We start from the raw sequence: 24,459 nt of genomic DNA, 5'->3' as shown, positions 1-24,459 counted from the left end.
AAACCGCGTCGACCTAAGTCTGCCGCGTGCGCGGTACATCATGCCCGATGGATATTAAACGGCGCGCTGCCGTTCAATGTGCTCGGAGAGCGTGCGCAGGCTGGTGAAGATCTTGCGATTCTCGGGGTTGTCCGAGCGCAGCTGGAAGCCGTAGCGCTTGGACACGGCCAGGGCGATTTCCAGGGCGTCGATGGAGTCCAGGCCCAGATCGCCGCCGAAAAGCGGTGCATCGGGGTCAATCTGGTCGGCCGTGACGGTTTCCAGATTGAGGCTGTCCACGATCAGCGTGGCCAGTTCGTGTTGTGCGGTGCTCTGCTCGGCCATGCCTTTCCGTACCCGAATTCTTGCGTCTCTCCCCCAGAGCCGCAGGCCGGCCAGTGTACCATAGCGTCCCAGAGTCTCCGGTTGGATGCCCATGGTTCAGGGTTGTGAAAACGTCAGGCCGGCGCTGCGTCGCGCGCCGCAGGTGTCCTACCGGTGGGTCGATCCGGATGCAGTCTTGCAGGATGCCGGCACGCTCGCCGTATTCGGTTTCGGCACCGGCGCCGCGCGCAGCATCGATCCCCGCTGGCTGCCGGTCGACCTGGAAATCTTTGACGCTCCGACGCCGCTGGAGATCTGGCAGGTCGATGGCCCCGTGACGCAGGGGCGGGTGGGCGATCTGCAATGGTCGAGCGGTGACGGCTGGCTGTTCGCCGCCATCACACTGGATGAAAACCTCCATGGCGGCCTGCGCGCCGCGGCGGCGACCGCTTACGCGCAGTTATGCGAGTTTGTCGCCACGCGCCGCGAGCGCCACGTGCAGCGCATCTGGAACTACCTGGTCGACATCAATGACGGCGCCGGCGACAGCGAGCGCTACAAGCAATTCTGCGAAGGCCGCGCCGAGGGCATGGCCAGCTTTTTCGCTGACGGATTTCCCGCCGCCACCGCCATCGGCCACCACGCCTCGGCGCCGCGCCTGCAGGTTTACCTGCTGGCGTGCGACGAGCCGGGCGAACGCGTAGAGAATCCCCGCCAGGTGAGTGCCTGGCGATACCCACGCCAATACGGTCGCACGCCGCCCAGCTTCGCCCGGGCCATGACCTTGCCGGGCCAGGACGCGCTCGCCATCTCCGGCACGGCCGCCGTGGTGGGTCACGCGTCGGCGCACGAGGATGATCTGCTCGCGCAGCTGGACGAAACCCTGGTGAACCTTGAAGCCCTGCTCTCAAGCGCAAACATGCCGGCCGGCTTCGACACGCAGTCGCCGCTCAAGGCGTATGTGCGCCACCCGACGGATGCGCCCGTGGTGCGCGAATTCCTGCAGCAACGGCTGGCCGGCGTGCCGGTGCTGCTGCTGCACGGCGATATCTGCCGCAGCGAGCTGCTGGTGGAAATCGACGGCTGGCGCTACGCCTGATCAGCCCGACCATCCCTGCGGTGAACGGCAGGCAGGAAACGCCTGGCGGAACCCTCCCACCATGAAATCCGCCAGCGCGGACTTGGCCGCAGGCAGCGCCGCATAGACATCGGCGAGCGCGAGTGCTGCTTTGCCGGTTTCCAGCGCTGACACCGGCACGCTGCTCAACACGGCCGCGTGCACCGTCAGCCCACCGAGGCGATAGCGGAACAGCGCCGTGCAGTCATCCGGGCGGGACTGCCAGCTCATCACGGGATTGGTCTGGCCCAGATAGATCGGCGTGGCGTCGTGCCTGGCCCCCAGTTGTTCGCCTGCACCTGGCAGCAGGGCTTCGGACTCCTGCAACAGGCATTCCTCGCAGGCAGGAATCACGGTATAGGTGACCCAACCCGAGGCCGCACCTTCGGGCGCAGCGAAGGTGTAGTGCGCATTGGCGTCCACGCCGATGGTGGCACGCTGCACGCGCCAGCCCTGGGGCACCGCCATCCACCCGGCCACATCGCCATAAAACCACTGCACGGCGTCCTTCGCAGGCGATGGTGAGCTTGGCAGCGCAGGCAGTTTCGCCGGGTCCGGACGCGTCCAGTCACCCGCGCCCGAATGCACGTCGATCAGTGTGGCGGTGACGCCGCCAAACGAGAGCGTGCGCAAGGCGTAATCGGTTCCTGGCGCCGACCGTATCTCAGGCGTGGCGGGCAGCTCGCGCACGCCCGCCGCCGCATGAACCTGCGGCATCATTCCCCACAGCAAGGCGGTGGCGACGAGCGCAACCGCGTGTCGGAACCGAAAGCGCATGACCACCCCCTGTCGCGTCAGCGGCTAGCAGCTTATACGCGTGCGCCGGCAGCGCGCGAGTCGGTCAAAAGTCCGGTGTGAGGCAGCATCTATTTCTGGCCGGGCCGTTGCTAGCCGCACTTGCCGGCGAGGACGCGCGCGATGGATCAAGAGGCGGAGGTCTTCGCGTAAGCAGGATCGAGTTGATGCAGGAACGCGCGCACCTGACCGTTGATATACGGATTGGCCTGCCCGCTGTCCTGGTCGATGATGGCCTTGTCCTTGAACGACATGGTCTTCAACAAGCGCCCCGTGCTCGCATCGAACACGTGCACCGTCGCGTTGTAGCTGATCATCGGACGCATGCTGCCGCCGCCCATGGGGTTGGCCGGCGCGGACAAGTCAGGCACGTAGCGCATGGTGATGCGGTACGGCTGCGCCTGCTCCGCAGTGGGCGACGGCGTGCCCGTCATGAAGACCCGGTTGTCCGACGCCACCGTTTCCAGCGCGACGTGCCGGTCGTCCGCCCAGCGGTCGAACGCGCGCTCCACGATGGCGCAATCGACCGTGCTGCTGGTGCATGCCAGATAGGCGTGAAACCGTGGCGCGTCCTGCGCGCCAAACAGCTGCACCGCTGCATCGCCGCTGGGCGAACTGGCGCAGGCATTCAACAGCAGCAACCCGAGCAACGTACCGATCGACATTTCGATGCGCATGACTACTCCGTGATTGGGCCAAGACGCCGGGCGGCGGCAATCCTTCACGACTGCTTGGTCGGTCGCTTCCAACCATGCAGCGTTACCTGCTTGGCGCGTGCGATGGTCAGCTCGCCGGCTGGCGCCTCCTTGCCAATCACCGAACCGGCGCCGATCGTCGCATCCTCGCCCACGGTGACTGGCGCGACCAGCGCGCTGTTGGAACCGATGAAGGCACGGTCGCCGATCACGGTGAGGTGCTTGTTGGCGCCATCGTAATTGCAGGTGATGGTGCCGGCGCCGATGTTCACGCCGCGGCCGATCAGTGTGTCGCCCAGATAGCTCAGGTGATTGGCTTTGCTGCCCTCGCCGAGTACGGCTTTCTTGGTCTCGACGAAATTGCCGATGTGCACGCCCGCCGCCAGCTCCGTGCCCGGACGCAGTCGCGCGAACGGGCCGATCGTGCAGGGCCCGTGCGTCACCACGCCTTCGAGGTCGCAGTGCGCCTGCACCACGGTGCCGCTGGCTAGCTTCACGTCCTTGAGGCGCGTGAACGGGCCGATATGTACGTCATCGCCGAATTGCACGTCGCCTTCGAGCACGACGTTCACGTCGATCTCGACATCCATGCCGGCGCTGACCTTGCCGCGCACATCGATGCGCAGCGGATCGGCGATGCGCACGCCTTCCAGCGCCAACGCCTGGGCCGCACGCGAACGGTACTGAGCCTCAAGCTCCGCCAGCTGCCAGGGATTGTTGGCGCCGGCGGTCTCGAATTCGTCTTCGCATTCCACGCAGGCTGCCGCGCGATTTTCGCCGGCCGCCATGGCGAAGATGTCGGTGAGGTAGTACTCGCCCTGCACATTGTTGCGATCGAGTTTGGACGTCCATCGCTTCAAGGCGACTGCATCGGCCGCCAGGATGCCCGTATTGATCAGGTTCATCGCGCGCTGTGCGTCGTCGGCATCCTTTTCTTCGACCACGGCGCGCACGAAGCCGTTGCCGTCGCGCAGGACGCGGCCGTAGCCGTGCGGATGGGTGACGCGCGTGGCGAGCAGGCTCACCGTGCCTTCGGCTCGTACCAGGGCCTCCAGCGTCTGCGTACGCGTGAGCGGCACGTCGCCGTAGAGCACCAGCACGGTAACGTCGTCGGGCACTTCCAGCAGTGCCTCGCGCACGGCGTGGCCGGTGCCTAGCCGCTGCGACTGCAGCACCCAGTGCAGGTCGTCCTGGCCCTCGAACGCCGCACGCACCTGGTCGCCGCAATGCCCATAGACCACGTGGATCGCCTTCGGCTGCAATGCACGCGCCGCCTCGAGCACGTGGGCAAGCAGGGGCCGGCCGGCCAGGGGCATCAGCACCTTGGCCTTCTTCGACTTCATGCGCTTGCCCTCGCCGGCGGCGAGAACGATGACGTGCAACGGCGTGGTCTTGAGCATGGGATCCAACCTGTCCTTGACTAGCGGCGGAGGATAGCAGCCGAGGCTCAGTGCCCTAAGGCCCTGAGGATGTAGAACCTATGGCTATGGCAGGGCGTGTTTGGCCGCGCTGGCATCGGCAACCGGCTTGCCGTCTTTCCAGGCGAAGCGGAACACGTAGTCAAGACTGAAGGGGCGCGTCTGGCTGCTCACTTGATGACTATTGCCGTTGGCATCCGCGGCCCACTGGCTGAAACGCAGCGGCTCGAACGTCCATTGCATGGTGGTCTCACGCACGGCCTGATCGAACAGGCGGATCTGCGCATCGGCCTGCGCCTCATCGGTGATGCGTACCTCGACCACCTTGCCTGCTTCGTTGACGACAAGCGTGGCCTCCACCTCCTGTGGCGGCAGGCGCTGATCGAGCAGGGCGGCCGGGTACGGCGGCGAGGGATGATCCCAGGGAATCGCCCCGGTAGAGATCTCACCCATGGCGAGCTGGTAGTGCTGCATATCGTCCTTGGCCACGGACCTATACGAGGTGTCACCTTCAGTGGACGGCTTGGTCGAGGTGGCGTGAGGTGCGTTCGCGCACCCGGCCAGCGAAGCGATCAACGCGACCAACAGGAACCTTGGGAACCTGTGCCAATCAGCTTGCTGCTTCGCATCCATGTCGTAGCCCCCTCGCTGTCGAGTAGCCTCAGCATAAACAAAAACGCCGGCCCAGGGCCGGCGTTCTGCGGGGTGCTACCCGGGCAAGCTTGCTCAGTGCTTGAGCGTCTTGCGCATGCGCTCCAGCGCCTGCAGCTGGGTGATGGCCTGGGCCAGCTTGGCCTGCGCCTCGGCGATCTCGACCGCGTCGGTGCGATTGGCCAGGGCGTCTTCCGCTTCCTGCTTGGCGCGCTGGGCGGCGGCTTCATCCAGGTCGGAGGCGCGTGCGGCGGTATCGGCCAGCACGGTGACAACCTGCGGCTGCACTTCCAGGATGCCGCCGGACACCCAGAACTGCTGACGCTCGCCATTGGCCAGCACCACATCCACGTGGCCGGGCTTCAGGCGGGTGATCAGCGGCGCATGGCGGGGCGCGATGCCCAGTTCGCCCATCTCGCCGGTGGCGACCACGAGCTGCGCGTCGCCGGAGAAGATCTCGGCTTCGGCGCTGACGATGTCGACACGGAGGGTATGACTCATGACGGTATTCCGGTGCGTTCGGTGAAAAGCAGACGATGCTGTGTGGAGCTAAGTGAAGTGCGGCCTGCGCGCTTCACCGTGATGCCTCACAGGGATCAGGCCGCCTTCTTGGCGCCCATTTCCTCGGCCTTCTTGATGGCCTCGTCGATGCCGCCGACCATGTAGAACGCCTGCTCAGGCAGGTGGTCCACGTCGCCGTCCACGATCATCTTGAAGCCGCGGATGGTTTCCTTCAGCGGCACGTACTTGCCCGGCGAGCCGGTGAACACTTCGGCCACGTGGAACGGCTGCGAGAAGAAGCGCTCGATCTTGCGGGCGCGCGACACGGCCTGCTTGTCGTCTTCGGAGAGCTCGTCCATGCCCAGGATCGCGATGATGTCCTTGAGCTCCTTGTAGCGCTGCAGCGTGCCCTGCACGCGGCGGGCCACGTCGTAGTGCTCGGCGCCGACGATATCCGGATCGAGCTGGCGGCTGGTCGAGTCCAGCGGATCCACGGCCGGGTAGATACCCAGCGAGGCGATGTTACGCGACAGCGTGACGGTCGAATCCAAGTGGGCGAATGTGGTCGCCGGCGAGGGATCGGTAAGGTCATCCGCGGGCACGTACACGGCCTGGATCGAGGTGATCGAACCGGTCTTGGTCGAGGTGATGCGCTCCTGCAGCACGCCCATTTCGGCGGCCAGCGTCGGCTGGTAACCCACGGCGGACGGCATACGGCCGAGCAGCGCGGACACTTCGGTACCGGCCAGCGTGTAGCGGTAGATGTTGTCCACGAACAGCAGCACGTCCTTGCCCTTGCCCGACGCGTCCTTCTCGTCGCGGAAGTACTCGGCCATGGTCAGGCCGGTCAGCGCGACGCGCAGACGGTTGCCCGGCGGCTCGTTCATCTGGCCGTACACCATCGCGACCTTGTCGAGCACGTTGGAGTCTTTCATCTCGTGGTAGAAGTCGTTGCCCTCGCGGGTACGCTCGCCCACGCCGGCGAACACGGACAGACCCGAGTGCGCCTTGGCGATGTTGTTGATGAGCTCCATCATGTTCACGGTCTTGCCCACGCCGGCGCCGCCGAACAGGCCGACCTTGCCGCCCTTGGCGAACGGGCAGATCAGGTCGATGACCTTGATGCCGGTTTCCAGCAGGTCGTTGGCGGTGGCCTGGTCGTCGTAGCTCGGGGCTTCGCGATGGATGACCCAGCGGTCTTCCTCGCCGATCGGGCCGGCTTCGTCGATGGGATTGCCGAGCACGTCCATGATGCGACCCAGCGTGGCCTTGCCGACCGGCACCTTGATGCCTTCGCCGGTATTGCGGGCCACCAGGCCGCGCTTGAGGCCATCGGTGGAACCGAGGGCAATCGTACGGACGATGCCGTCACCCAGCACCTGCTGGACTTCCAGCGTGATGTCGGTGCCGTCGACCTTCAGCGCGTCGTAAACCTGCGGCACCTGATCGCGTGCGAACTCCACGTCGATGACCGCGCCGATGATCTGTACAACTTTGCCCTGACTCATGGATGTGCTCCGGATGGATCTTTTAGTGTCTGTTGCGGCGCCGCTATGCGTCGCCAAAATAATTTTGGGCTACAGCGCCGGTTATACCGCCGCGGCACCACCAACAATCTCGGAAATTTCCTGCGTGATCGCCGCCTGGCGCGCCTTGTTGTAAATCAGCGTCAGTTCGCCGATCACCTTGTTGGCGTTGTCGGATGCGCTCTTCATCGCGACCATGCGCGCGGCATGCTCGCTGGCGAGGTTTTCCAGCACACCCTGGTACACCACCGACTCGATGTAACGACCCAGCACGTGCTCAAGCACGGTGGCGGCATCGGGTTCGTAGATGTAATCCCAGTCGTGCTTCTGCTCGAGCTTGAGGCCCGCCACCGGGAAATCCGGCGAGTTCGGCTTGCCTTCGCCGCTGACCATCTCCTGTGCCACCACCGGCAGCGGCAGCAGTGCGTGGACCGCCGGCTTCTGCGTCATGGTGTTGATGAAGTCGTTGTGGGCCAGGAACACGCGATCGAGCTTGCCTTCGGTGTAGGCATCGAGCATGACCTTGATCACACCGATCAGGCTCTCGACCTTCGGCTTCTCACCCAGGTGGGTGACGCTGCCGATCAGGTTCACGCCCTTGATGCGGCGGAAGAACTGGGTGGCCTTCTGGCCGACGGCGACGACGTCGATTTCCGCGCCCTTGTCCTGCCACTCGCGGATGATCGGCAGCAGGCGACGGAACAGGTTCGAGTTCAGGCCGCCGCACAGACCGCGATCGGTGCTGACCACCAGGAAGCCGACGCGCTGCACCTTCTCGCGCTCCAGCAGGAACGGATGGCTGAAGTCGGTGCTGGCCTGGGCCACGTGCGCGATCACCTTGCGCATGGCACGCGCATAGGGACGCGAGGCCTTCATCAGATCCTGCGCCTTGCGGATCTTCGAGGCCGAGACCATCTCGAGCGCGCGCGTCACCTTGCGCATGTTCTGCGTGCTCTTGATCTTGGTTTTGATTTCGCGTCCGCTTGCCACGTTTGCCTCAACCTATCTGGGTTAGTGCGATCCCGGTCAGCTGACCGGAGTGCGGTACGGCCGTCTGGACGGCCGTACACCCTTTATTGCTTACCAGCTGCCGGTCTTCTTGTACTCGTCGAGCGAGGACTTGAAGGTGGCTTCGATGTCGTTGTTCCAGTCACCGGTGGCGACGATCTTCTTCATCAGCTCGCCGTGGTTCTGGTGCATGAACGCGTGCAGGCCCTTCTCGAACGGCAGCACCTTGTTGACCGGCAGGTCGTCGAGGTAGCCCTTCTCGGCGGCGTACACCGACAGTGCGAGTTCGGCGATGGAGAGCGGCGCGTACTGCGCCTGCTTCATCAGCTCGGTCACGCGCTGGCCGCGGTCCAGCTGGGCGCGGGTGGCCGGGTCCAGGTCCGAGGCGAACTGCGCGAACGCAGCCAGCTCGCGGAACTGCGCCAGGGCCAGCTTCACGCCGCCGGACAGCTTCTTGACGATCTTGGTCTGGGCGGCACCGCCCACGCGCGACACCGAGATACCGGCGTTCACCGCCGGGCGAATGCCGGCGTTGAACAGGTCGGTTTCCAGGAAGATCTGGCCGTCGGTGATCGAGATCACGTTGGTCGGCACGAAGGCGGACACGTCACCGGCCTGCGTTTCGATGATCGGCAGCGCGGTCAGCGAACCGGTCTTGCCCTTCACTTCACCGTTGGTGAACTTCTCGACGTACTCCTCGGAGACGCGAGCCGCACGCTCGAGCAGACGCGAGTGCAAATAGAACACGTCGCCCGGGTAGGCTTCGCGGCCCGGCGGGCGCTTGAGCAGCAGCGAGATCTGGCGGTAGGCCACGGCCTGCTTGGACAGATCGTCATAGATGATCAGCGCGTCTTCGCCGCGGTCGCGGAAGTACTCGCCCATGGCGCAACCCGAATACGGCGCGATGTACTGCAGCGCGGCCGACTCGGAAGCGGAAGCCACCACCACGATGGTGTTGGCCAGCGCGCCGTTCTCTTCGAGCTTGCGCACCACGTTGGCGATCGACGAACGCTTCTGGCCGATGGCAACGTAGATGCACTTAATGCCGGAATCTTTCTGGTTGATGATCGCGTCGATGGCCAGCGCGGTCTTGCCGGTCTGGCGGTCGCCGATGATCAGCTCGCGCTGGCCGCGGCCGATCGGGATCATCGAGTCGACGGACTTGTAGCCCGTCTGCACCGGCTGGTCGACCGACTTACGCCAGATCACGCCCGGCGCGACCTTTTCGATGGCCGAGCTGGTCTTGGCGTTCAGCGGGCCCTTGCCGTCGATCGGGTTGCCCAGCGAATCGACCACGCGACCCAGCAGCTCCGGACCGGTCGRCACTTCGAGGATGCGGCCGGTGGTCTTGGCGGTGTCGCCTTCGCGCAGGTGCTGGTATTCGCCCAGCACCACGGCGCCCACCGAGTCGCGCTCGAGGTTCAGCGCCAGCGCATAGGAGTTGCCCGGCAGTTCGATCATTTCGCCCTGCATCACATCGGCCAGGCCGTGGATGCGCACGATGCCGTCGGACACGCTGATGATGGTGCCTTCGTTACGTGCTTCCGCGCCGAGCTTGAACTGCTCGATGCGGGTCTTGATCAGTTCGCTGATCTCGGACGGGTTCAAGGTGGAGCTGGACATGGGTCGATATCCTGAGATTTGAGTCTTTTTTGAAGCGCCTGCCGCGGGCGGGGCTCTTCGCGAAACGGACTTCGCTTAAATTTTTAGGCAGTCAAGGCGCGGGTCATGCGCGCCAGACGTCCACGAGCCGAACCGTCGATCACTTCGCTGCCGGTATCGATCACCACGCCACCCAGCAGCGAGGCGTCGACCTGGGTTTCCAGTTCGATCTCGCGCTTGAAGCGACGCTTCAGCGACACCTTCAGCTGTTCAGCCTGGGCGGCATCCAGCGCGAATGCACTGGTCACCTTCACCAACAGCTGCGATTCGGATTCGCGCTTGTACTGTTCGTACAGCGCGGCGATTTCCGGCAGCAGCGCCATGCGACGGTGCTCGGCCAGCTCACCCAGGAAACGGGCGAACGGCGCGTCGGCAGCCATGCCCTGCGGCAGGTGCAACGCGACCAGCTGGTCCGACGTCACGCGCGGATCGTTGCCGAAACCGGCCACGCGCGAGTCCTTTGCCACTTCCGCGGCAAAGGCCAGCGCCTGCGACCATGCGCCCAGCGAGCCGGCCGCATGGGCTACCTCGAAGGCGGCACGCGCATACGGACGGGCGAGGGTGATTGCCTGTGCCATGGCTTAGATCTCGGCCGCGAGCTGGTCGAGCATCGCCTTGTGGGCGTTGACGTCGACTTCGCGCTGCACGATTTTCTCCGCACCCTGGACCGCCAGACGGCCGACCCAGCCACGCAGTTCTTCGCGCGCACGCTGCTGCATGCTGACGATTTCCTCGGCAGCGGCGGCCTTCAGACGGCTGGCCTCGGTCACGGCTTCGGCGCGAGCCTTGTCCACGATCTGGTTGGCCTGCTGCTGTGCTCGCTCGATGATCTCGTTGGCCTGCTGACGGGCCTGCTTGATCTCGACGGCCACCTTGGCGTCGGCGTCCTTGAGTTCGGCGCGCGCCTTTTCAGCGGCGGCCAGACCATCGGCAACCTTCTTCTGGCGCTCTTCAATCGCGTGATTGAGCTGCGGCCAGATGAACTTGGTGGTGAACCAGACCAGGATGGCAAAAGAAACCATCTGGCCCAGGAAAGTCAGATTGATATTCATGAGCTTTCCAAATACTCCCGAACGCGTTGAAGCTGACGTGAAGCCGCGGCTTTGGATTCGCCGCGGCACCACCTAACCCGCTCTCCGATCGGCCTTGCGGCCAAGCGAATACTTAGTGCGGCAGGACGCTGATCAGCGGGTTCGAGAAGGCGAACAGCAGCGCAACGGCCAGGCCGATGATGAACGCAGCGTCGATCAGGCCGGCGAGCAGGAACATGCGGCCCTGCAGCAGCGGCACCAGCTCCGGCTGACGTGCGGCGGACTCAAGGAACTTGGAACCCATGATGGCGATACCCAAGCAAGCGCCCAGAGCGCCGAGGCCGATGATGATGCCGATGGCAATGGCGGTCAGGCCCTGCACGTGTGCGATGAGTTCCATGGTGTTCTCCTGTGAATCGATAACGGGTTGTTGGTTGGAACAAGAAAGATGAAGCGAAACTTGGAGTAAAGCGAAACTTAGTGATGCTCACGCGCCGTCGCGATGTAGACGATGGTCAGCATCATGAAGATGAACGCCTGCAGCAGGATGATCAGGATGTGGAAGATCGCCCATACGGTGTTGAACAGCACACCCGGCAGGAAGCTGATCCAGCCCGCGAACAGGCCCGCGATCAGCATGAAGACCAGCTCACCGCCGTACATGTTGCCGAACAGTCGCATGGCGAGCGAGACCGGCTTGGACAGGTATTCGATGACGTTGAGCGCGAGGTTGAACGGCATCAGGATGATCTTGACGACCACGTTGTCCGCATGGAACGGCGCCGTGATCAGCTCCCAGCCAAAGCCGCCCACGCCCTTGGCCTTCATGCCGTGCGCGAGCACGATGAAGAACACGGCCAGGGCCAGGCCCATGGTGGTGTTGATGTCGGCGGTGGGAACCCAGCGGAAGAAGGTGTGGTGAGCAACCTCGGCACCGGCGATGGTCTTCACGCCCCAGCCGGGCGCATCCAGCGGCAACAGGTCCATCGTGTTCAGGAACACGACCCACATGAAGATGGACAACGCCAGCGGGGTCACCGTACGGCGATCGCCGTGGAAGGTGTCCTTCACCTGGGTGTCGACGAACTCCACGATGATCTCGACGAAGGCCTGGCCCTTGGACGGTACGCCCGAAGTCGCCTTGCGGGCCTTCAGCCAGAACCACAGGCAGAACAGGGCACCCAGCACGAAGGACACGACGAGCGAGTCGACGTGGATCTTCATGAACGTACCATCACCCAGGCTCACCACATTGTGGTGAAGGTGATGCTGGATGTACTCAGTTAGTCCGCCCTGCGGCTCGCTTGCCATGTGTTAGCCCTTGAATCTGAACGCCAGCAGATTTATTGCGTAAGCAGCCACCAGCCCCGTGATGGCAGCTAGTGGCGGTAATTTCCATTGACCCAGGATCGCGATCAGCCCTCCGAAGATCACGATCCACTTCAGGACCAAACCTGACATCACGTGCCACATGGCCGTGCCTCCCCCACCCAACCCCTTGAAGGAGCGCCACGCCAGCAGCGCGGAACCCAGCGCCACCAGCGTGGCGCCTGCAGCGGCCGCCACGGCTTCGCGGGGCCCCTGCATCAGGAAGGTGAGACCGACGGCCACCGCCACGGCGAGCTGCAGCAAAATCATGCGCAGTGCCAGACGACGACCGGAAGCAAGACTGTTGATCACGTGATGTTCCCGCGCGGCTTCGCTCAAGGCGGCACCGAACCAGCTGCGGGCCACGGTCCAATCCCAAAAAGTATATCAGCGGGGCATTTACAGCGACAAGCCGCGGCTGGCGCGACATCTTGTCCACAGGCCGATCTGTTCACAAAACTAGCAGCCGTCGTGAGAACTCACGAAAGAAAAAGGGCCGGACAACCGTCCGGCCCTTAGACGCAACTGGGGGGAAGAAGCGCTGCGTCGCTAAGCGGTCTTACTTGGCGCCAGCGGCGGCAGCGGCCTTCTTGACGGCGGCAACCGGAGCGGCCACGGCGTCGTTGGCAGCCTGCTGCTGCTCCTGCGCGAGCGCGCTGAGCGATTCGGCGGTCTTCTGCGTCACGGCGATGATTTCCTGGGTGACGGCCACGGCGCGCTCGGCGTTTTCACGACCGGCGGCAGCTGCCTTTTCCCAAAGGACGCGGAAACCGTCGATATCGCGGGTCTCGAGGGCGCCACTGAAGAAGTCAGCCGCAGCTTCCGTCTGCTTTTCCAGCGCACGGATCTGCAGATCGGCGACCTGCTCCAAACCCTTGAAGGCCACCGACTGTGCCTTGAAGGCGCTATCGGCCAGCTGCTTGGCGTAGGCGAAAACCTGGGAGTTCAGTTGCTGCGTCATGACTTGGGTCCCTCGACGGGATTAGGGGTAGTGGCGGCTACCCTACCAAATCATTTTGTGCATTGCAATATATTTTTCCTGAACACGAACACGTGTCATGAAAAATTCAAGATTACCAATCCGTTACAGTCAAACGCTCATTTATTGCGACGCGTCAAAAGCTGTCACGGCTACAACTGGCACCCGAGGTACAGGTCTCGTGCACCACCACCTTGTCCAGACCCGGCAGGGCCGGCTGCAGGCGCTTGAAGATCCAGCGGCACAGTACTTCGCTGGTGGGATTCTCCAGGCCCTCGATGTCATTGAGGTAATGATGGTCGAGCTGGTCAAACAGCGGCGCGAAGGCCGCTTTGACGTCCGCGAAGTCCATCACCCAGCCCAGCGTGGGATCAGGCTCGCCCTCGACGTGGATCTGGATACGGAACGAATGCCCGTGCAGCCGCGCGCACTTGTGGCCCGGCGGCACGTTCGGCAGGCGGTGAGCCGCCTCGATGTGGAATTCTTTGAAGATATGCATGCGGCCATTCTAGCGCCTGGCGGCTTACACCCACTCCAGCGGCAGCTTGCCGAAGCGCGGGAGGAATCGGAGCTTCAAGGATCGACTCGGCCCACCGCTCGTGGAAAAGAGCCCGGAATGCCGGGCAGGCGCGGTTTTGCGCTGACTGCGACTTCTTAAGCGAGGGGCATCGCAGCGGGGCCGGCCTTGGCAGGCAGCACCTGTGTGGTGCGATTGCACACGGCGATGGCGTGCTTGCCGCGCCAGGTGATGAATCACACGACGACGATCACGCGCGCGTTCGTGCGCGCGCCTCGGTACCAAAACTGGAATTCCGCGCGGGGTGCAAACACGGCCCGCGCACTCTGCCGATGGCGCAGCCACACTTCAGCGACGCGGCCTGCATCGTCGGACCACGCCAGTAGACGCGCCTGCGCACTCCAGCAGTGGCTTTGCACATAGAGCACGGTGTCCCACACGCCTGCTGGCAAGGCCTCATCGTCGCGCCCCCTGGGCTCAAGCAGCGCGACGAAGTCGGGCGGCCGCAATGGCAGGCGTGAACCGCTCACGCAGGGCTGCCCCAAATAAGCTTCATTCGACGAAGGCATGGGCGACACGCCGGATGAAATCTGCGGTGCTCTGCGCACCGAACTTGCGCATCGCGTTCTGACGATGCTTGCGCACGGTAATCGGACAGATGCTCAGGCGCGCGGCGATATCGTCGTTGGACACGCCTGTCCCCGCCAGCCGACAGATCTCGCGCTCGCGTGTGCTGAGCAGATCGCGGCTGTCGCTGGCATCGTCCGACCGGCGCTCACCCAGATGAAGAATGGCGTAGCGGATCAGCGCGCCCGGATGGCGCATGGCCATCTTCGTGCGCATATTGGTGCGGTGCTGGCGCACGGTATGGATGGAAATGCCCGATGCCGCGGCAATCGTGAGCGAACTCATGCCGCAGGCGATCAGGCGCAGGATCTCGTACTCGCGCTTGGTGAGCATGGATAACCGGAAACTGGATTGGGGAACCATCATGGATGTGATGCCAACAGCGACGTGGTGGAACTGACGCCAGAACACGGCATCGGGCGGGTGACGGATCCCTCGCTACGCTGATGGCGACGGGGCACGCTCGATGACGCGTCATCGCGACGCAGTGTCCGGCCGGCATGACCGACCTCTTTTCCATGGTGCTCCGCACTGTTGCAGCCAACTTGTCGATCCGCATCGGTGCTTTCAAAAACAAACGGTGGCTCGATGTCCGCGCGCCGAAGACGTCGACGGATGGGTACGCGATGAAACTGACAACGGGTCAGGAGAGCGTCTATCCGCGCTGGGGAGTAGCCACTCCACTACTTAGGGCAGCGCGTAGCGCGCGATGCGTCGCCCTTCATCACAGAGGGAGCGCTTATTGGCGAGGGCAACACGCGGAGGCAACACGACGGGGCGGTTTTGATCTTGATGCCGCGATCGACTGAATGCGGAACAGATAAGCCAGGGGGAGCGGCGCGGCGAAGATCCGAGACACGACGACGGCTCGCTCCCGTCCCGTCACGAAACGGGCGGAGAACAGACTTGCCGCTGGATTCAGGGAGATTGGGACCATCGGATCGATGGTGGCTATGGGTGGACTCGAACCACCGACCCCAGCATTATGAGTGCTGTGCTCTAACCGGCTGAGCTACATAGCCTTGGGTGCCGCCTGCCAGGGTTGTCGACGTGAGGTCGACCAGGCAGGGCCCGGCAGTTTAGTTGTCAGCGCCTTCCGGTTCAAGGGGGCCGGTTGCCCCCGCTTCCTGCGCTGTGCTTGAATCGACTCCGAGCCGCGGTGGTTTCCTGTAGTCCGCCGTATCCGCCCGGCTCCAGGAGGCAACATGATCGACGTCGATGGCTATCGTCCGAATGTGGGCATCGTTCTGCTGAATGCGGACGGCCGGCTGTTCTGGGCGCGCCGCGTCAATCGTGATGGCTGGCAGTTCCCCCAGGGCGGCATGCGCAGCGACGAGACGCCGCTGGAGGCGATGTACCGCGAGCTGGAAGAGGAAACCGGCCTGGCCGCGCACCATGTGGAAGTGATCGGCGTGACCCGCGGCTGGCTGCGCTACCGCCTGCCCAGCCGCTATGTACGCCACCACCAGCACCCGACCTGCATCGGCCAGAAACAGGTGTGGTTCCTGCTCCGCCTGGTGGGCAGCGAGGAAGCGCTGCGTCTGGATGCCTGCGAGAAGCCGGAATTCGACCATTGGCGCTGGGTGGATTTCTGGTACCCGGCCGCCCACGTGGTCAACTTCAAGCGCCAGGTCTACGAACGCGCGCTGCGCCACTTTGCGCCGCTGGTGGAGACCCTGCTGAGCGTCCAGCTGGGTGACCTGCCGCACCGCGACGGTCCGGACGCGGGCGATACCCCCCGCAAGGGCAAGGCCGCGGCCTGACGGGCCGCCAGCCGGCTCGCCCACAGCCGATGCCCAGGTTCGCCCACGGCAGAGCGGTATTCGCCCGCTTGCCTTCTTCACCAACCCTGACGGCAGCTGAATCACCCCGCCGGGAACGACACGAGTTCTGAGTTGACAATCATTCGCATTTGCGTTCCCATATGTGCCATGTATATCTGCATGTGCAACGCCGTCACCGACGGCGACATCCGCCGGGCCGCCAGCGAAGGCGTCCATCAGTTCGCCGAGCTGCAGGCTCGCACGGGCTGTTCGGACTGCTGCGGTTGTTGCGAACAGGAAGCGCGCGCCACCTTGGACAAGGCGGTGCAGCACGTCATGTCGACCCTGCCAGTAGTCGCCATCGCCTGACCCGGCACCCCACAGATCTCCCCCGAAACGCGCGGCATTAGCTGCGCGTTTTTGCATGCGCAACTCTTAGTCATTCTCGTTCCGACATGGCTGAAAAACTCGCCGTATAGTCGCCCTCTGCGCTGAAGGAGACTTCCCATGAAGGGCGACGCGAAAGTTATCGAATTCCTCAACAAGGTCCTCTACAACGAGCTGACCGCGATCAACCAGTACTGGCTGCATTACCGCATGTACAAGGACTGGGGCTACGACGAGCTGGCGGAGCACGAGAGGAAGGAATCGATCGAGGAAATGAAGCACGCCGACAACCTGGTCGAGCGCATTCTGTTCCTCGACGGGCTGCCGAACCTGCAGCACCTGGGCAAGCTGCGCATCGGCGAAAACCCGGTGGAATGCCTGCAGGGCGACCTGGACCTGGAAATGGCCGCCGTGAAGGATCTGCGCGAAGCCATTGTCCACAGCGAAAGCATTGCCGACTTCGTCAGCCGCGACCTGTTCAAGAACATCCTGCATGACGAGGAAGAACACATCGACTGGCTGGAAACCCAGTTCAGCCTGATCAAGGACCTGAGCGCCGAGCGCTACCTGCAGTCCAAGATCGACAGCTGATCGGCCATTTGGCACCCCCGGAGCGGCGCGCAAAGCGTGCCGCCGTTCCTTGACGCTTTCTACACAGCGGGGCTATACCTTGGCCTTTCCCCCGGATAGCCAAGCATGGCTTCACGCCCACCGCCGCGCTTCGTGGTACGTCCGCACGACGCGTCCGTCGGGCGGCGCCGCGCGTTGTGGCTAGGCGCAGCCTGGCTGGCCAGCCTGGTCATCGTCGCCCTGGTGGTGGGCGGCCTTGCCCACCGCGCCACCCCGGCCGCCAATGAAGCGCGCCAGCTCAAGGCGCTGACCCAGCAGAACGACGACCTCCAGCAGCAGGTGGCCAACCTGCAGCGAGCGGGCCAGGTGGCCGACATCGCCACGCGCTCGTTGCGCAAGACGCTGGGCGAGCGCGAAGAGGAAATCAGCGGCCTGCGCGCCGACCTGGGCTTTTACTCCCGCCTGACCGGCGGCGATGCCCAGCGCGAGGGACTCAAGGTGCAGGAGGTACGCCTGCAGCCGGTGGACAATTCGCACGCGTGGAACCTCACGCTCAGCCTCACCCAGAATGCCAAGCGCGGTGACGATGTCACCGGCAACGCCAGCGTGAGTGTCGAGGGCCTGCGCGGCGACAAGGTGATCCAGCTCGACTGGTCGGCGCTGGGCGACAACGCGCAGCGCGACGGCATGCCTTTCCGCTTCAAATATTTCCAGCAGCTGCAGGGCACCATCGTGTTGCCCACCGATTTTCGGCCCACCCGCCTGATCATCAAGGCCCAGCCAGCCGGGGACGACCCGGTCACCCGCGCGGTCGCCTGGGGCGAGGCGCTGTCGGGCCACCTGACACCGACCCAAGGGGAACAAGATGCTCAACCGTAAGCGCAGCGAGCGCGCACCCAACAGCCACGACACCAGCCTGATCGCCCGCGGCACGGTGGTCCACGGCGACGTGCGCTTCAGCGGCGCGCTGCACCTCGACGGCCAGATCGTCGGTTCGGTGCTGGCCGATGAAGCAGGCGCCGTGTTCACCTTGAGCGAGAACGGTCACGTACAGGGCGAGATCCATGTCCCCCACGCCATCATCAACGGGCAAGTGAGGGGCGACATCCATGCCAGCGACCGCCTGGAACTGGCGCCCGAAGCGCGCGTGATCGGCGACGTTCACTACAAAACGCTAGAAATGGCCGCCGGCGCGCAGGTCAACGGGCGGATGAGCCACCAGGCCGCCGAGCTGACTCGCGAGCTGCCGGCGCCGTCGATGCGGGACGCCGAAGCCGTACCGGCCTGATCGCGGTATCCTTGCGTACGCGTTGTCGCATCCCCACTTGAGCATCATGGATACCGTCGTCTCTCTCCCCATCGTTCCCGATTACCGCAGCGCCGGCTCTGCCCTGGTGTTTACCGAGGCGGCGGCCCGCAAGGTGCACGAACTCATCCAGGAAGAGGGCAACCCGGAGCTGAAGCTGCGCGTGTACATCACCGGCGGCGGCTGCTCGGGTTTCCAGTATGGCTTCACTTTTGACGAAGCCCAGGCCGAAGACGATTTCGCGATCGACCGCGAGGGCGTCACCCTGCTGGTCGACCCGCTGTCCCTGCAATACCTCACCGGCGCCGAGATCGACTACTCGGAAAGCCTGAGCGGCTCGCAGTTCGTCATCCGCAATCCCAATGCCAAGAGCACCTGCGGCTGCGGCTCGTCCTTCTCCACCTGAGAGTCGTCACGGCATGGATCGCATCACCTTGGCGCGACCCAATACTTTCGCGGGACTCAGCCTGATCCTCGATCGCGTCGCCGAACGGCGCGACGAAGGCATGTGGGTGAACGAGCTGGGCGCATCCGAGAACGCGCGCTACCTGCTGATCGACCCGCTCGGCCAGACCTACCTGTTACCCGATAGCGACACGCTGCGCTGGCTGGACAGCGCCGAGCGCGAGCGTCTGCTTGGCGACATCAAGGCCAGCTTCATGGGCCTGGCGGACGAGCAGCCGCGTTTCCTGCTGGCGATCGACGAGGCGGAACGTGCGGCAGCGCTGGAACTGGCTCTCGGTGCCCGCCGCGGCGGCCTGCGCGATATCGGTCTGTTGCTGCCCGCCGACGAAGCGGGTCTCTTCGCCTACGCCAAGGGTCTGGTGCACTGGCAGCGCGAAACACGACATTGCCCTTACTGCGGCTCGCCGCTGGTGCTGGTGGCGTCGGGTCATCGCGCGCAGTGCACCAATGCCGAATGCGGACGCGTGCATTTTCCGCGCACGGATGCCGCCGTCATCGTCATCGTGGAACACCAGGGCGCCTGCCTGCTCGGTCGCCAGGCCGGCTGGCCGAAGGGCCGTTATTCCACGCTCGCGGGCTTTGTGGAACCTGGCGAATCACTGGAAGATGCGGTGCGCCGCGAAGTGGCGGAAGAATCCGGCGTGACCGTGGGCGAGGTGCACTATCACTCGTCGCAACCATGGCCGCTGCCGCAATCGCTGATGGTGGGTTTCACGGCAAAGGCGCTGTCACGCACCATCCGCTTGCGCGATCAAGAGCTGGAAGAGGCTCGCTGGTTTACGCCGCAGGACATCGTCGACGGCATCGCCGATGGCAGCTTCCTGCCTTCGTTGCCGCTGTCGGTGTCTTACCGATTGCTCGAGCACTGGCTGCGCCAACAGGCGGGCCTGGAGCTCGATGAGTTGGTCGCGCAGCGCAAGGGCTGAGGTTTTCCGGACCTCCCTGGCTGTCGTTCCGGCCTGCGCCGCAATGACCAGCAGCACGCCCGGCTGCGTACCCACTGACCCGTCACAGCGTTGTCCTACAATGCGCCCATCGACCGGGAGTAACGCGTTCATGGCTGTCAGTTTGCTATCTGCACTCATCGCACTTGGCCTGGTGCATGTCATGCCGCAGCTCGCGCACTGGCGCGGCGACGGCGGCTTCCGGCGCTGGGTGGCGCAGCTGGGTGACACCAGCGGACCGGCGCGCGTCGCGGTGACCCTGGGCGTGCCGGTGGTGCTGTGCCTGATCGCGATATGGCTGATCGACCTGTTGCCGGGCAGCGATCTTTTTCGCCTGATCTTTGCCCTGGTGGTGCTGTTGTACTGCTTCGGTCCGCACGCGTACGAAGCGGATCTCGAAGCCATCATCAAGGCACCCGACCAGCCGTCACGCGAAGCCGCCGCCCAGGCGTTGTCGGACGACGGCGAGCCGGTGGCCTGGAATGCGCTCGCACTTGGTGAAGCGACCGCCTATGCCGCGCTGCGCCGACGCTTTGGCGTGCTGCTGTGGTTCTTCCTGCTCGGTCCTGCCGGCGCACTGCTCTATCGCCTGGCGCAGACACTGGGCCGTGACCAGACCCTGCGCCTGGACACCGCCGCGCGCCATGCCGCCCGTGCCTTCGCCAACGTGGCCGACTGGCTGCCGGCGCAGCTGATGGTGTTTACGCTCGCCCTGGTTGGCCATTGGGATGCAGTGATTGGCGCGTGGAAGCACTGGCACCAGCAACAGCCGCCCAACCGCTGGTACGTGGAAGGCCCGGGTTTCCTCGGCGCTGCCGCGCGTGCGGATGTGCAGGTGGATATCGAAGCAGGCGACGGTTACGCCGAGGAACGCATCGATACGCTGGCCGAACTCATCCGCCTGCGCGGCGCCTTGCTGCGCGCACTGCTGGCGTGGCTCAGTGTCGTGGCCCTGATCGTACTGGCTGGCTGGATGGGCTGATCAAGCGGGCGATCGCACGGGACCGGTGCGATCGCCAAGCAAGTTGTCAGGCGAAATCGCCACGCAGCTCTCGCACGCGAGCCTCCAGCGTGTCCAACTGCACGTCCTGAGGTGAACAGGGCGTACCGGCGACCAGTTCCACGCGAGCGCGGAAGCGTCGCGGCAGGCGCGCTCGGTGCAACATCGAATCGCGCCGGCTCCACACACTGCCCCACAAACCGCGCAAGGCCAGGGGCACGACCGGCACGGGGCGTCGCTCCAGAATGCGCGCGACGCCAGGCCGGAACGGCGCGATGTCGCCGTCCTTGGTCAAGCCGCCCTCGGGGAAGATGCACACCAGCTCGCCATCGGCGAGTGCGGCATCCACTTCGTCATAGGCGCGCTGCAGCACGACCGGATCTTCCTTCTGTCCTGCAATTGGGATCGCCTTGGCCGTGCGGAACACGAACTTCAACACCGGGATATTGAAGATCTTGTAGTACATGACGAAGCGCGCGGGCCGGCGCAGATTCGCCATCAGCAGCAACGGATCCATAAAGCTCACGTGATTGCACACGAGCAGGGCAGGACCTTCCTGCGGAATGTTTTCCAGTCCGTCGACGCGCACGCGGTACAGCGTATTCACCAGCACCCAGGTGATGAAGCGCATCAGGAATTCGGGAACGATGGTGAAGATGTACGCCGCCACCAGCACGTTGAGCAGCGCGGCGGCGAGGAAAATCTGCACGGCAGTGAAACCCAGTGCACCCAGCGCCAGCCCGAAACCCGAGGCCAGGCAGATAAACAGCGCGTTGATGATGTTGTTGCCCGCGATCACGCGCGACAGCCGGTCGCGCGGCGTGCGCGCCTGTACGAAGGCGAACAGCGGCACTACGTAGAAACCGCTGAAGACGCCGATCAGGGTGAGATCCATCACCACGCGCCAACTGCCCGCGCCATGGATGAAACCCAGCCAGTCCAGGCCATGCGCGGTCGCCAGATGCGGATGGGCCAGGTAGAGATCGACGCCAAATGCCGTCAGGCCGAATGCACCCAACGGCACCAGGCCCACTTCCACGCGGCGTCCGGACATGCGTTCGCACAGCAAGGCGCCGACACCCGTGCCCAGCGAAAACAGCGTAAGCACCAGCGTATTGACCGAACCGTCGCCACCCAGGTTGAGGCGCGTGTAATTGGGCAGTTGCGCGATCAACACGGTGCCGAAAAACCAGAACCAGGAAATGCCGAGCACCGCGTTGAACACGCGACGATCCTGCTTGGTGATGCCAAGCACGCGCATGGTTTCGCTGGCTGGATTCCAGTTGAACACGAGATCCGGCGCCGTGGCAGGTGCTGGCGGAATGCGCCGGCTGGCGAGATAGCCAAGCACCGCGACAAGAATCGTGGTGGCGGAGGCAGCCAACGGCCCATAACCCGCAATCAACATCAACGAATTGCCGGCGATCATGCCGATCAGCATCGCCAGCTGCGTGCCCATTTCCACCAGGCCGTTGCCGCCGACCAGTTCTTCCGGCTTCAGCGCCTGCGGAAGGATCGCGTACTTGATTGGACCGAACGTGGTCGAGTGCAGCCCCATCAGAAACAGCACCACCAGCAGCAAGGTGGTGTGGTGCGTGTAAAAGCCGACTGCGGCGATCGCCATGGCAGCGATCTCGAACAGCTTCACATAGCGGATGATGCGCGACTTCTCGTATTTCTCCGCCAGCTGCCCGGCCGTGGCCGAAAACAGGAAGTAGGGAAGAATGAACAGGGCCGGCGCCAGATTGGTGTAGAGCGACACCGTCTTGTCATCCAGCCCCATCTGGAACGCCACCAGCATGACCATCGCGTTGCGGAACGCATTGTCATTGAACGCGCCCAGCGCCTGCGTCCAGAAGAATGGCGCGAAACGTCGGCTTCCCAGCAGGTTGAATTGGCTCATGCGCAGCTCGGTGGCGTGGTGTCCTTCACGCGCGGAGCATAGCAGCGGGGACATCACGCACGGACGCTCGTCGGCGTCTGCATCGGCAAGCGGTGACGACCGGGCGTCGACATCGCCTCCGCTCGCTTTCTGGCATGCTCCGTTGCGTCGGCAGGCGCCGGGATCAGCTCGTGTCGATATCGGCGCCGATGGTTCGTCGGATAGGTAACTCCTCCAACACGGATAGTCGTCATGTCGAAAGTTCGCGTGCAAAGTTTTGCCGTATCGCTGGATGGTTACGCCGCGGGACTCGCCCAGGATCTTGAGCATCCGCTCGGCGTGGGTGGCCTGGGCCTGATGGAATGGGTTTTCCCCACCCGCATGTTCCAGCGCATGCATGGCGACAGCGGCAGCGAGGGCGAAACCGGCGTTGACAACGACATGGCGGAAAAGGGCTTCGCGAACATTGGCGCGTGGATACTCGGCCGCAATATGTTCGGCCCGGTTCGTGGCCCATGGCCTGATGACAGCTGGAAGGGTTGGTGGGGTGAGGAGCCGCCGTATCACGTGCCGGTGTTCGTCTTGACCCAGTACGCACGCGCACCGCTCACCATGGCGGGTGGCACCACGTTCTATTTTGTCACTGATGGCATCGACGCCGCACTGGAACAGGCACGTGTCGCCGCGAACGGCCAGGACGTTCGCATCGGTGGCGGTGTGTCCACGGTGCGCCAGTACCTTGAGGCGCGCCTGATCGATGAGCTTCATCTGGCTGTGCGGCCGTGGTTGATGGGTTGTGGCGAAGCCTTGTTCCAGGGCCTGGACCTGCCTGAGCTCGGTTACCAGGCGGTGGACAGCATCGCAGGCGAACGCGCCACTCACGTCATCCTGCGTCGAGAGGATCGATAGCAGACGTCGAAAAAGGCGCGACAGGTTCGTCGTATGGATGAAGGTCCCACCGCGGACCGTTCTTCCCTGAACAGGAGTCCCAGGCATGACCACCGGTACCGTTACGCTCCACCGTGTCCTTCGCACCACGCCCGAGAAGATCTATCGCGCCTTCCTCGATGCCGACGCCATGGCGCGCTGGCTTCCGCCCAATGGTTTCACCGGCAAGGTGCAGTATCTCGATGGCAAGGTCGGCGGCACCTATCAGATGTCGTTCACCAATTTCACCAGCGGTCACAGCCATTCGTTTGGCGGCACCTATCGGGAGCTCGTGCCCGGTGAACGCATTCGCTACACCGCGCGCTTCGACGATGCGAACCTGCCTGGCGAGATGCAGACCACGGTCACCCTGAGGCAAGTTTCCTGCGGCACGGAAATGAACGTGGTGCAGGAAGGCATCCCGGAGATGATCCCCACCGAGGCATGCTATCTGGGCTGGCAGGAGTCGCTGCTGCATCTGGCGAACCTGGTCGAGCCGGAGATTCCCGGCTGATTCATTGATGGAACGCCTGCGTTCCACGACTCGCAAGGAGCTGTCATGTGGACGCATGAAGAAGGCATCGAGATCGACGCCACACCGGCGCAAGTCTGGGCGGTGTTTGCCGATGTGCACGGCTGGCAGCGCTGGAACGCAGGCATCGAACACATCCAGTTGCATGGGCCGTTTGCCACCGGCACCACCTTCACCATGCAGCCGCCGGGCACGGACGCGTTCGTCAGCACCTTGATCGCGGTGGACGAGCGCAAGGCTTTTACCGACGCAACCGTTATCGATGAAACGCGCGTTGTGGTCGACCACCGTATCGAAGCACTCTCGCCACATCGGGTGAGAGTGACTTACGCCACCGGGATCACCGGCCCCGAGGCTGAGGCGATCGGGCCGCAGGTGACGGGCGATTTTGGCGACGTACTGCGTTCGCTGAAGAAGATCGTGGAAGAGGCGCGATGAATGCGCTGTCACGGATGATGCAAAAGAAAAGCCCCGGAAATCCGGGG

The 24,459-nt window shown here is 64.0% G+C and carries 31 protein-coding genes and 1 tRNA gene; 12 read left to right on the top strand and 20 right to left on the bottom strand.

The window, feature by feature from the left end; genetic code table 11:
* Positions 1–54 precede the first annotated feature (54 nt).
* Positions 55–324 (bottom strand): phosphopantetheine-binding protein, encoded by a 270-nt coding sequence (locus AC1DKY_RS01345; protein ID WP_046971235.1) that lies wholly within the window; start codon positions 322–324, stop codon positions 55–57.
* Between the two features lie 91 nt (positions 325–415).
* Between AC1DKY_RS01345 and AC1DKY_RS01340 the strand changes: the two genes are divergently transcribed.
* Positions 416–1,402 carry a chorismate transformation FkbO/Hyg5 family protein gene (locus AC1DKY_RS01340; protein ID WP_441601962.1) on the top strand — a complete coding sequence of 329 codons (987 nt, stop codon included), beginning with the start codon at positions 416–418 and terminating at the stop codon, positions 1,400–1,402.
* Here the strand turns inward: AC1DKY_RS01340 and AC1DKY_RS01335 are convergent, their stop codons facing one another.
* The 18 genes from AC1DKY_RS01335 to AC1DKY_RS01250 all read right to left on the bottom strand — a co-directional run bounded on the left by AC1DKY_RS01335 (position 1,403) and on the right by AC1DKY_RS01250 (position 15,220).
* The gene (locus AC1DKY_RS01335) at positions 1,403–2,197 is read right to left on the bottom strand and encodes a DUF4850 domain-containing protein (RefSeq protein WP_441601961.1); all 795 of its coding nucleotides are present in this window, start codon (positions 2,195–2,197) and stop codon (positions 1,403–1,405) included.
* Between the two features lie 146 nt (positions 2,198–2,343).
* Positions 2,344–2,892, bottom strand: a complete 549-nt coding sequence (locus AC1DKY_RS01330; protein ID WP_441601960.1) for a hypothetical protein — start codon at positions 2,890–2,892, stop codon at positions 2,344–2,346.
* A gap of 44 nt (positions 2,893–2,936) precedes the next feature.
* Positions 2,937–4,310: a bifunctional UDP-N-acetylglucosamine diphosphorylase/glucosamine-1-phosphate N-acetyltransferase GlmU gene (gene glmU, locus AC1DKY_RS01325; protein ID WP_441601959.1), complete on the bottom strand. Its 1,374-nt coding sequence runs from the start codon at positions 4,308–4,310 to the stop codon at positions 2,937–2,939.
* A gap of 84 nt (positions 4,311–4,394) precedes the next feature.
* Positions 4,395–4,817, bottom strand: a complete 423-nt coding sequence (locus AC1DKY_RS01320; RefSeq protein WP_441601958.1) for an energy transducer TonB — start codon at positions 4,815–4,817, stop codon at positions 4,395–4,397.
* A gap of 237 nt (positions 4,818–5,054) precedes the next feature.
* Entirely contained in the window at positions 5,055–5,480 is a 426-nt protein-coding gene (locus AC1DKY_RS01315; RefSeq protein ID WP_441601957.1) for a F0F1 ATP synthase subunit epsilon, read from the bottom strand.
* Between the two features lie 95 nt (positions 5,481–5,575).
* Entirely contained in the window at positions 5,576–6,988 is a 1,413-nt protein-coding gene (gene atpD, locus AC1DKY_RS01310) for a F0F1 ATP synthase subunit beta (protein ID WP_441601956.1), read from the bottom strand.
* A gap of 81 nt (positions 6,989–7,069) precedes the next feature.
* Complete coding sequence (gene atpG / locus AC1DKY_RS01305) at positions 7,070–7,996, bottom strand: F0F1 ATP synthase subunit gamma (protein ID WP_204634670.1); 927 nt, start codon at positions 7,994–7,996, stop codon at positions 7,070–7,072.
* 90 nt (positions 7,997–8,086) lie between these two features.
* Positions 8,087–9,637, bottom strand: coding sequence for a F0F1 ATP synthase subunit alpha (atpA, locus tag AC1DKY_RS01300; protein WP_477179868.1), 1,551 nt, complete (start codon positions 9,635–9,637; stop codon positions 8,087–8,089).
* Positions 9,638–9,720: 83 nt separating this feature from the next.
* Positions 9,721–10,254: a F0F1 ATP synthase subunit delta gene (locus tag AC1DKY_RS01295; protein WP_441601954.1), complete on the bottom strand. Its 534-nt coding sequence runs from the start codon at positions 10,252–10,254 to the stop codon at positions 9,721–9,723.
* Positions 10,255–10,257: 3 nt separating this feature from the next.
* The gene (locus AC1DKY_RS01290; RefSeq protein WP_441601953.1) at positions 10,258–10,728 is read right to left on the bottom strand and encodes a F0F1 ATP synthase subunit B; all 471 of its coding nucleotides are present in this window, start codon (positions 10,726–10,728) and stop codon (positions 10,258–10,260) included.
* 112 nt (positions 10,729–10,840) lie between these two features.
* Entirely contained in the window at positions 10,841–11,107 is a 267-nt protein-coding gene (gene atpE, locus AC1DKY_RS01285; protein ID WP_266159141.1) for a F0F1 ATP synthase subunit C, read from the bottom strand.
* A 77-nt stretch (positions 11,108–11,184) separates the two neighbouring features.
* Entirely contained in the window at positions 11,185–12,018 is an 834-nt protein-coding gene (atpB, locus tag AC1DKY_RS01280) for a F0F1 ATP synthase subunit A (RefSeq protein ID WP_477179867.1), read from the bottom strand.
* 3 nt (positions 12,019–12,021) lie between these two features.
* Positions 12,022–12,414: a hypothetical protein gene (locus AC1DKY_RS01275; protein ID WP_441601951.1), complete on the bottom strand. Its 393-nt coding sequence runs from the start codon at positions 12,412–12,414 to the stop codon at positions 12,022–12,024.
* A 220-nt stretch (positions 12,415–12,634) separates the two neighbouring features.
* Positions 12,635–13,036, bottom strand: a complete 402-nt coding sequence (locus tag AC1DKY_RS01270) for a phasin family protein (protein ID WP_441601950.1) — start codon at positions 13,034–13,036, stop codon at positions 12,635–12,637.
* Positions 13,037–13,190: 154 nt separating this feature from the next.
* Positions 13,191–13,553: a 6-carboxytetrahydropterin synthase QueD gene (gene queD, locus AC1DKY_RS01265; RefSeq protein WP_441601949.1), complete on the bottom strand. Its 363-nt coding sequence runs from the start codon at positions 13,551–13,553 to the stop codon at positions 13,191–13,193.
* Positions 13,554–13,807: 254 nt separating this feature from the next.
* Positions 13,808–14,101, bottom strand: a complete 294-nt coding sequence (locus tag AC1DKY_RS01260) for a hypothetical protein (protein ID WP_441601948.1) — start codon at positions 14,099–14,101, stop codon at positions 13,808–13,810.
* Between the two features lie 22 nt (positions 14,102–14,123).
* Complete coding sequence (locus AC1DKY_RS01255) at positions 14,124–14,564, bottom strand: LuxR C-terminal-related transcriptional regulator (protein ID WP_441601947.1); 441 nt, start codon at positions 14,562–14,564, stop codon at positions 14,124–14,126.
* Positions 14,565–15,143: 579 nt separating this feature from the next.
* Positions 15,144–15,220 (bottom strand) — tRNA-Met (locus tag AC1DKY_RS01250).
* A 183-nt stretch (positions 15,221–15,403) separates the two neighbouring features.
* On the opposite strand from AC1DKY_RS01250, the gene AC1DKY_RS01245 reads away from it, so the two are divergent.
* From AC1DKY_RS01245 to AC1DKY_RS01210, 8 genes are all read left to right on the top strand, one after another.
* Positions 15,404–15,961: an RNA pyrophosphohydrolase gene (locus AC1DKY_RS01245; protein ID WP_441601933.1), complete on the top strand. Its 558-nt coding sequence runs from the start codon at positions 15,404–15,406 to the stop codon at positions 15,959–15,961.
* A 168-nt stretch (positions 15,962–16,129) separates the two neighbouring features.
* The gene (locus tag AC1DKY_RS01240; protein ID WP_441601932.1) at positions 16,130–16,330 is read left to right on the top strand and encodes a (2Fe-2S)-binding protein; all 201 of its coding nucleotides are present in this window, start codon (positions 16,130–16,132) and stop codon (positions 16,328–16,330) included.
* A 138-nt stretch (positions 16,331–16,468) separates the two neighbouring features.
* The gene (gene bfr / locus AC1DKY_RS01235; RefSeq protein WP_204634695.1) at positions 16,469–16,939 is read left to right on the top strand and encodes a bacterioferritin; all 471 of its coding nucleotides are present in this window, start codon (positions 16,469–16,471) and stop codon (positions 16,937–16,939) included.
* Positions 16,940–17,044: 105 nt separating this feature from the next.
* Positions 17,045–17,797, top strand: coding sequence for a DUF6776 family protein (locus AC1DKY_RS01230; RefSeq protein ID WP_441601931.1), 753 nt, complete (start codon positions 17,045–17,047; stop codon positions 17,795–17,797).
* The gene (locus AC1DKY_RS01225) at positions 17,784–18,206 is read left to right on the top strand and encodes a bactofilin family protein (RefSeq protein ID WP_441601930.1); all 423 of its coding nucleotides are present in this window, start codon (positions 17,784–17,786) and stop codon (positions 18,204–18,206) included. Before AC1DKY_RS01230 ends, AC1DKY_RS01225 begins: the two co-directional genes overlap by 14 nt.
* A gap of 46 nt (positions 18,207–18,252) precedes the next feature.
* The gene (erpA, locus tag AC1DKY_RS01220) at positions 18,253–18,630 is read left to right on the top strand and encodes an iron-sulfur cluster insertion protein ErpA (RefSeq protein WP_441601929.1); all 378 of its coding nucleotides are present in this window, start codon (positions 18,253–18,255) and stop codon (positions 18,628–18,630) included.
* 13 nt (positions 18,631–18,643) lie between these two features.
* A complete protein-coding gene (nudC, locus tag AC1DKY_RS01215; protein ID WP_441601928.1) occupies positions 18,644–19,615 on the top strand; it encodes an NAD(+) diphosphatase in 972 nt (323 codons plus the stop codon).
* A gap of 130 nt (positions 19,616–19,745) precedes the next feature.
* Positions 19,746–20,615, top strand: coding sequence for a beta-lactamase induction protein (locus AC1DKY_RS01210; RefSeq protein ID WP_441601927.1), 870 nt, complete (start codon positions 19,746–19,748; stop codon positions 20,613–20,615).
* A gap of 46 nt (positions 20,616–20,661) precedes the next feature.
* Here AC1DKY_RS01210 and AC1DKY_RS01205 read toward each other — a convergent pair whose 3' ends face one another.
* Positions 20,662–22,536 carry an MFS transporter gene (locus AC1DKY_RS01205; RefSeq protein WP_441601926.1) on the bottom strand — a complete coding sequence of 625 codons (1,875 nt, stop codon included), beginning with the start codon at positions 22,534–22,536 and terminating at the stop codon, positions 20,662–20,664.
* Between the two features lie 231 nt (positions 22,537–22,767).
* On the opposite strand from AC1DKY_RS01205, the gene AC1DKY_RS01200 reads away from it, so the two are divergent.
* The 3 genes from AC1DKY_RS01200 to AC1DKY_RS01190 all read left to right on the top strand — a co-directional run bounded on the left by AC1DKY_RS01200 (position 22,768) and on the right by AC1DKY_RS01190 (position 24,412).
* Positions 22,768–23,424, top strand: a complete 657-nt coding sequence (locus AC1DKY_RS01200; protein ID WP_441601925.1) for a dihydrofolate reductase family protein — start codon at positions 22,768–22,770, stop codon at positions 23,422–23,424.
* A gap of 85 nt (positions 23,425–23,509) precedes the next feature.
* Positions 23,510–23,956 carry an SRPBCC family protein gene (locus tag AC1DKY_RS01195; RefSeq protein ID WP_441601924.1) on the top strand — a complete coding sequence of 149 codons (447 nt, stop codon included), beginning with the start codon at positions 23,510–23,512 and terminating at the stop codon, positions 23,954–23,956.
* 45 nt (positions 23,957–24,001) lie between these two features.
* Positions 24,002–24,412, top strand: a complete 411-nt coding sequence (locus tag AC1DKY_RS01190) for an SRPBCC family protein (protein WP_441601923.1) — start codon at positions 24,002–24,004, stop codon at positions 24,410–24,412.
* The last annotated feature ends 47 nt before the right edge of the window (positions 24,413–24,459 follow it).

The sequence above is a fragment of the Dyella sp. 01N448 genome (assembly GCF_056399225.1).
The sequence above is the reverse complement of the archived record's forward strand: the minus strand, read 5'-3'. Positions and strand labels throughout refer to the sequence as shown.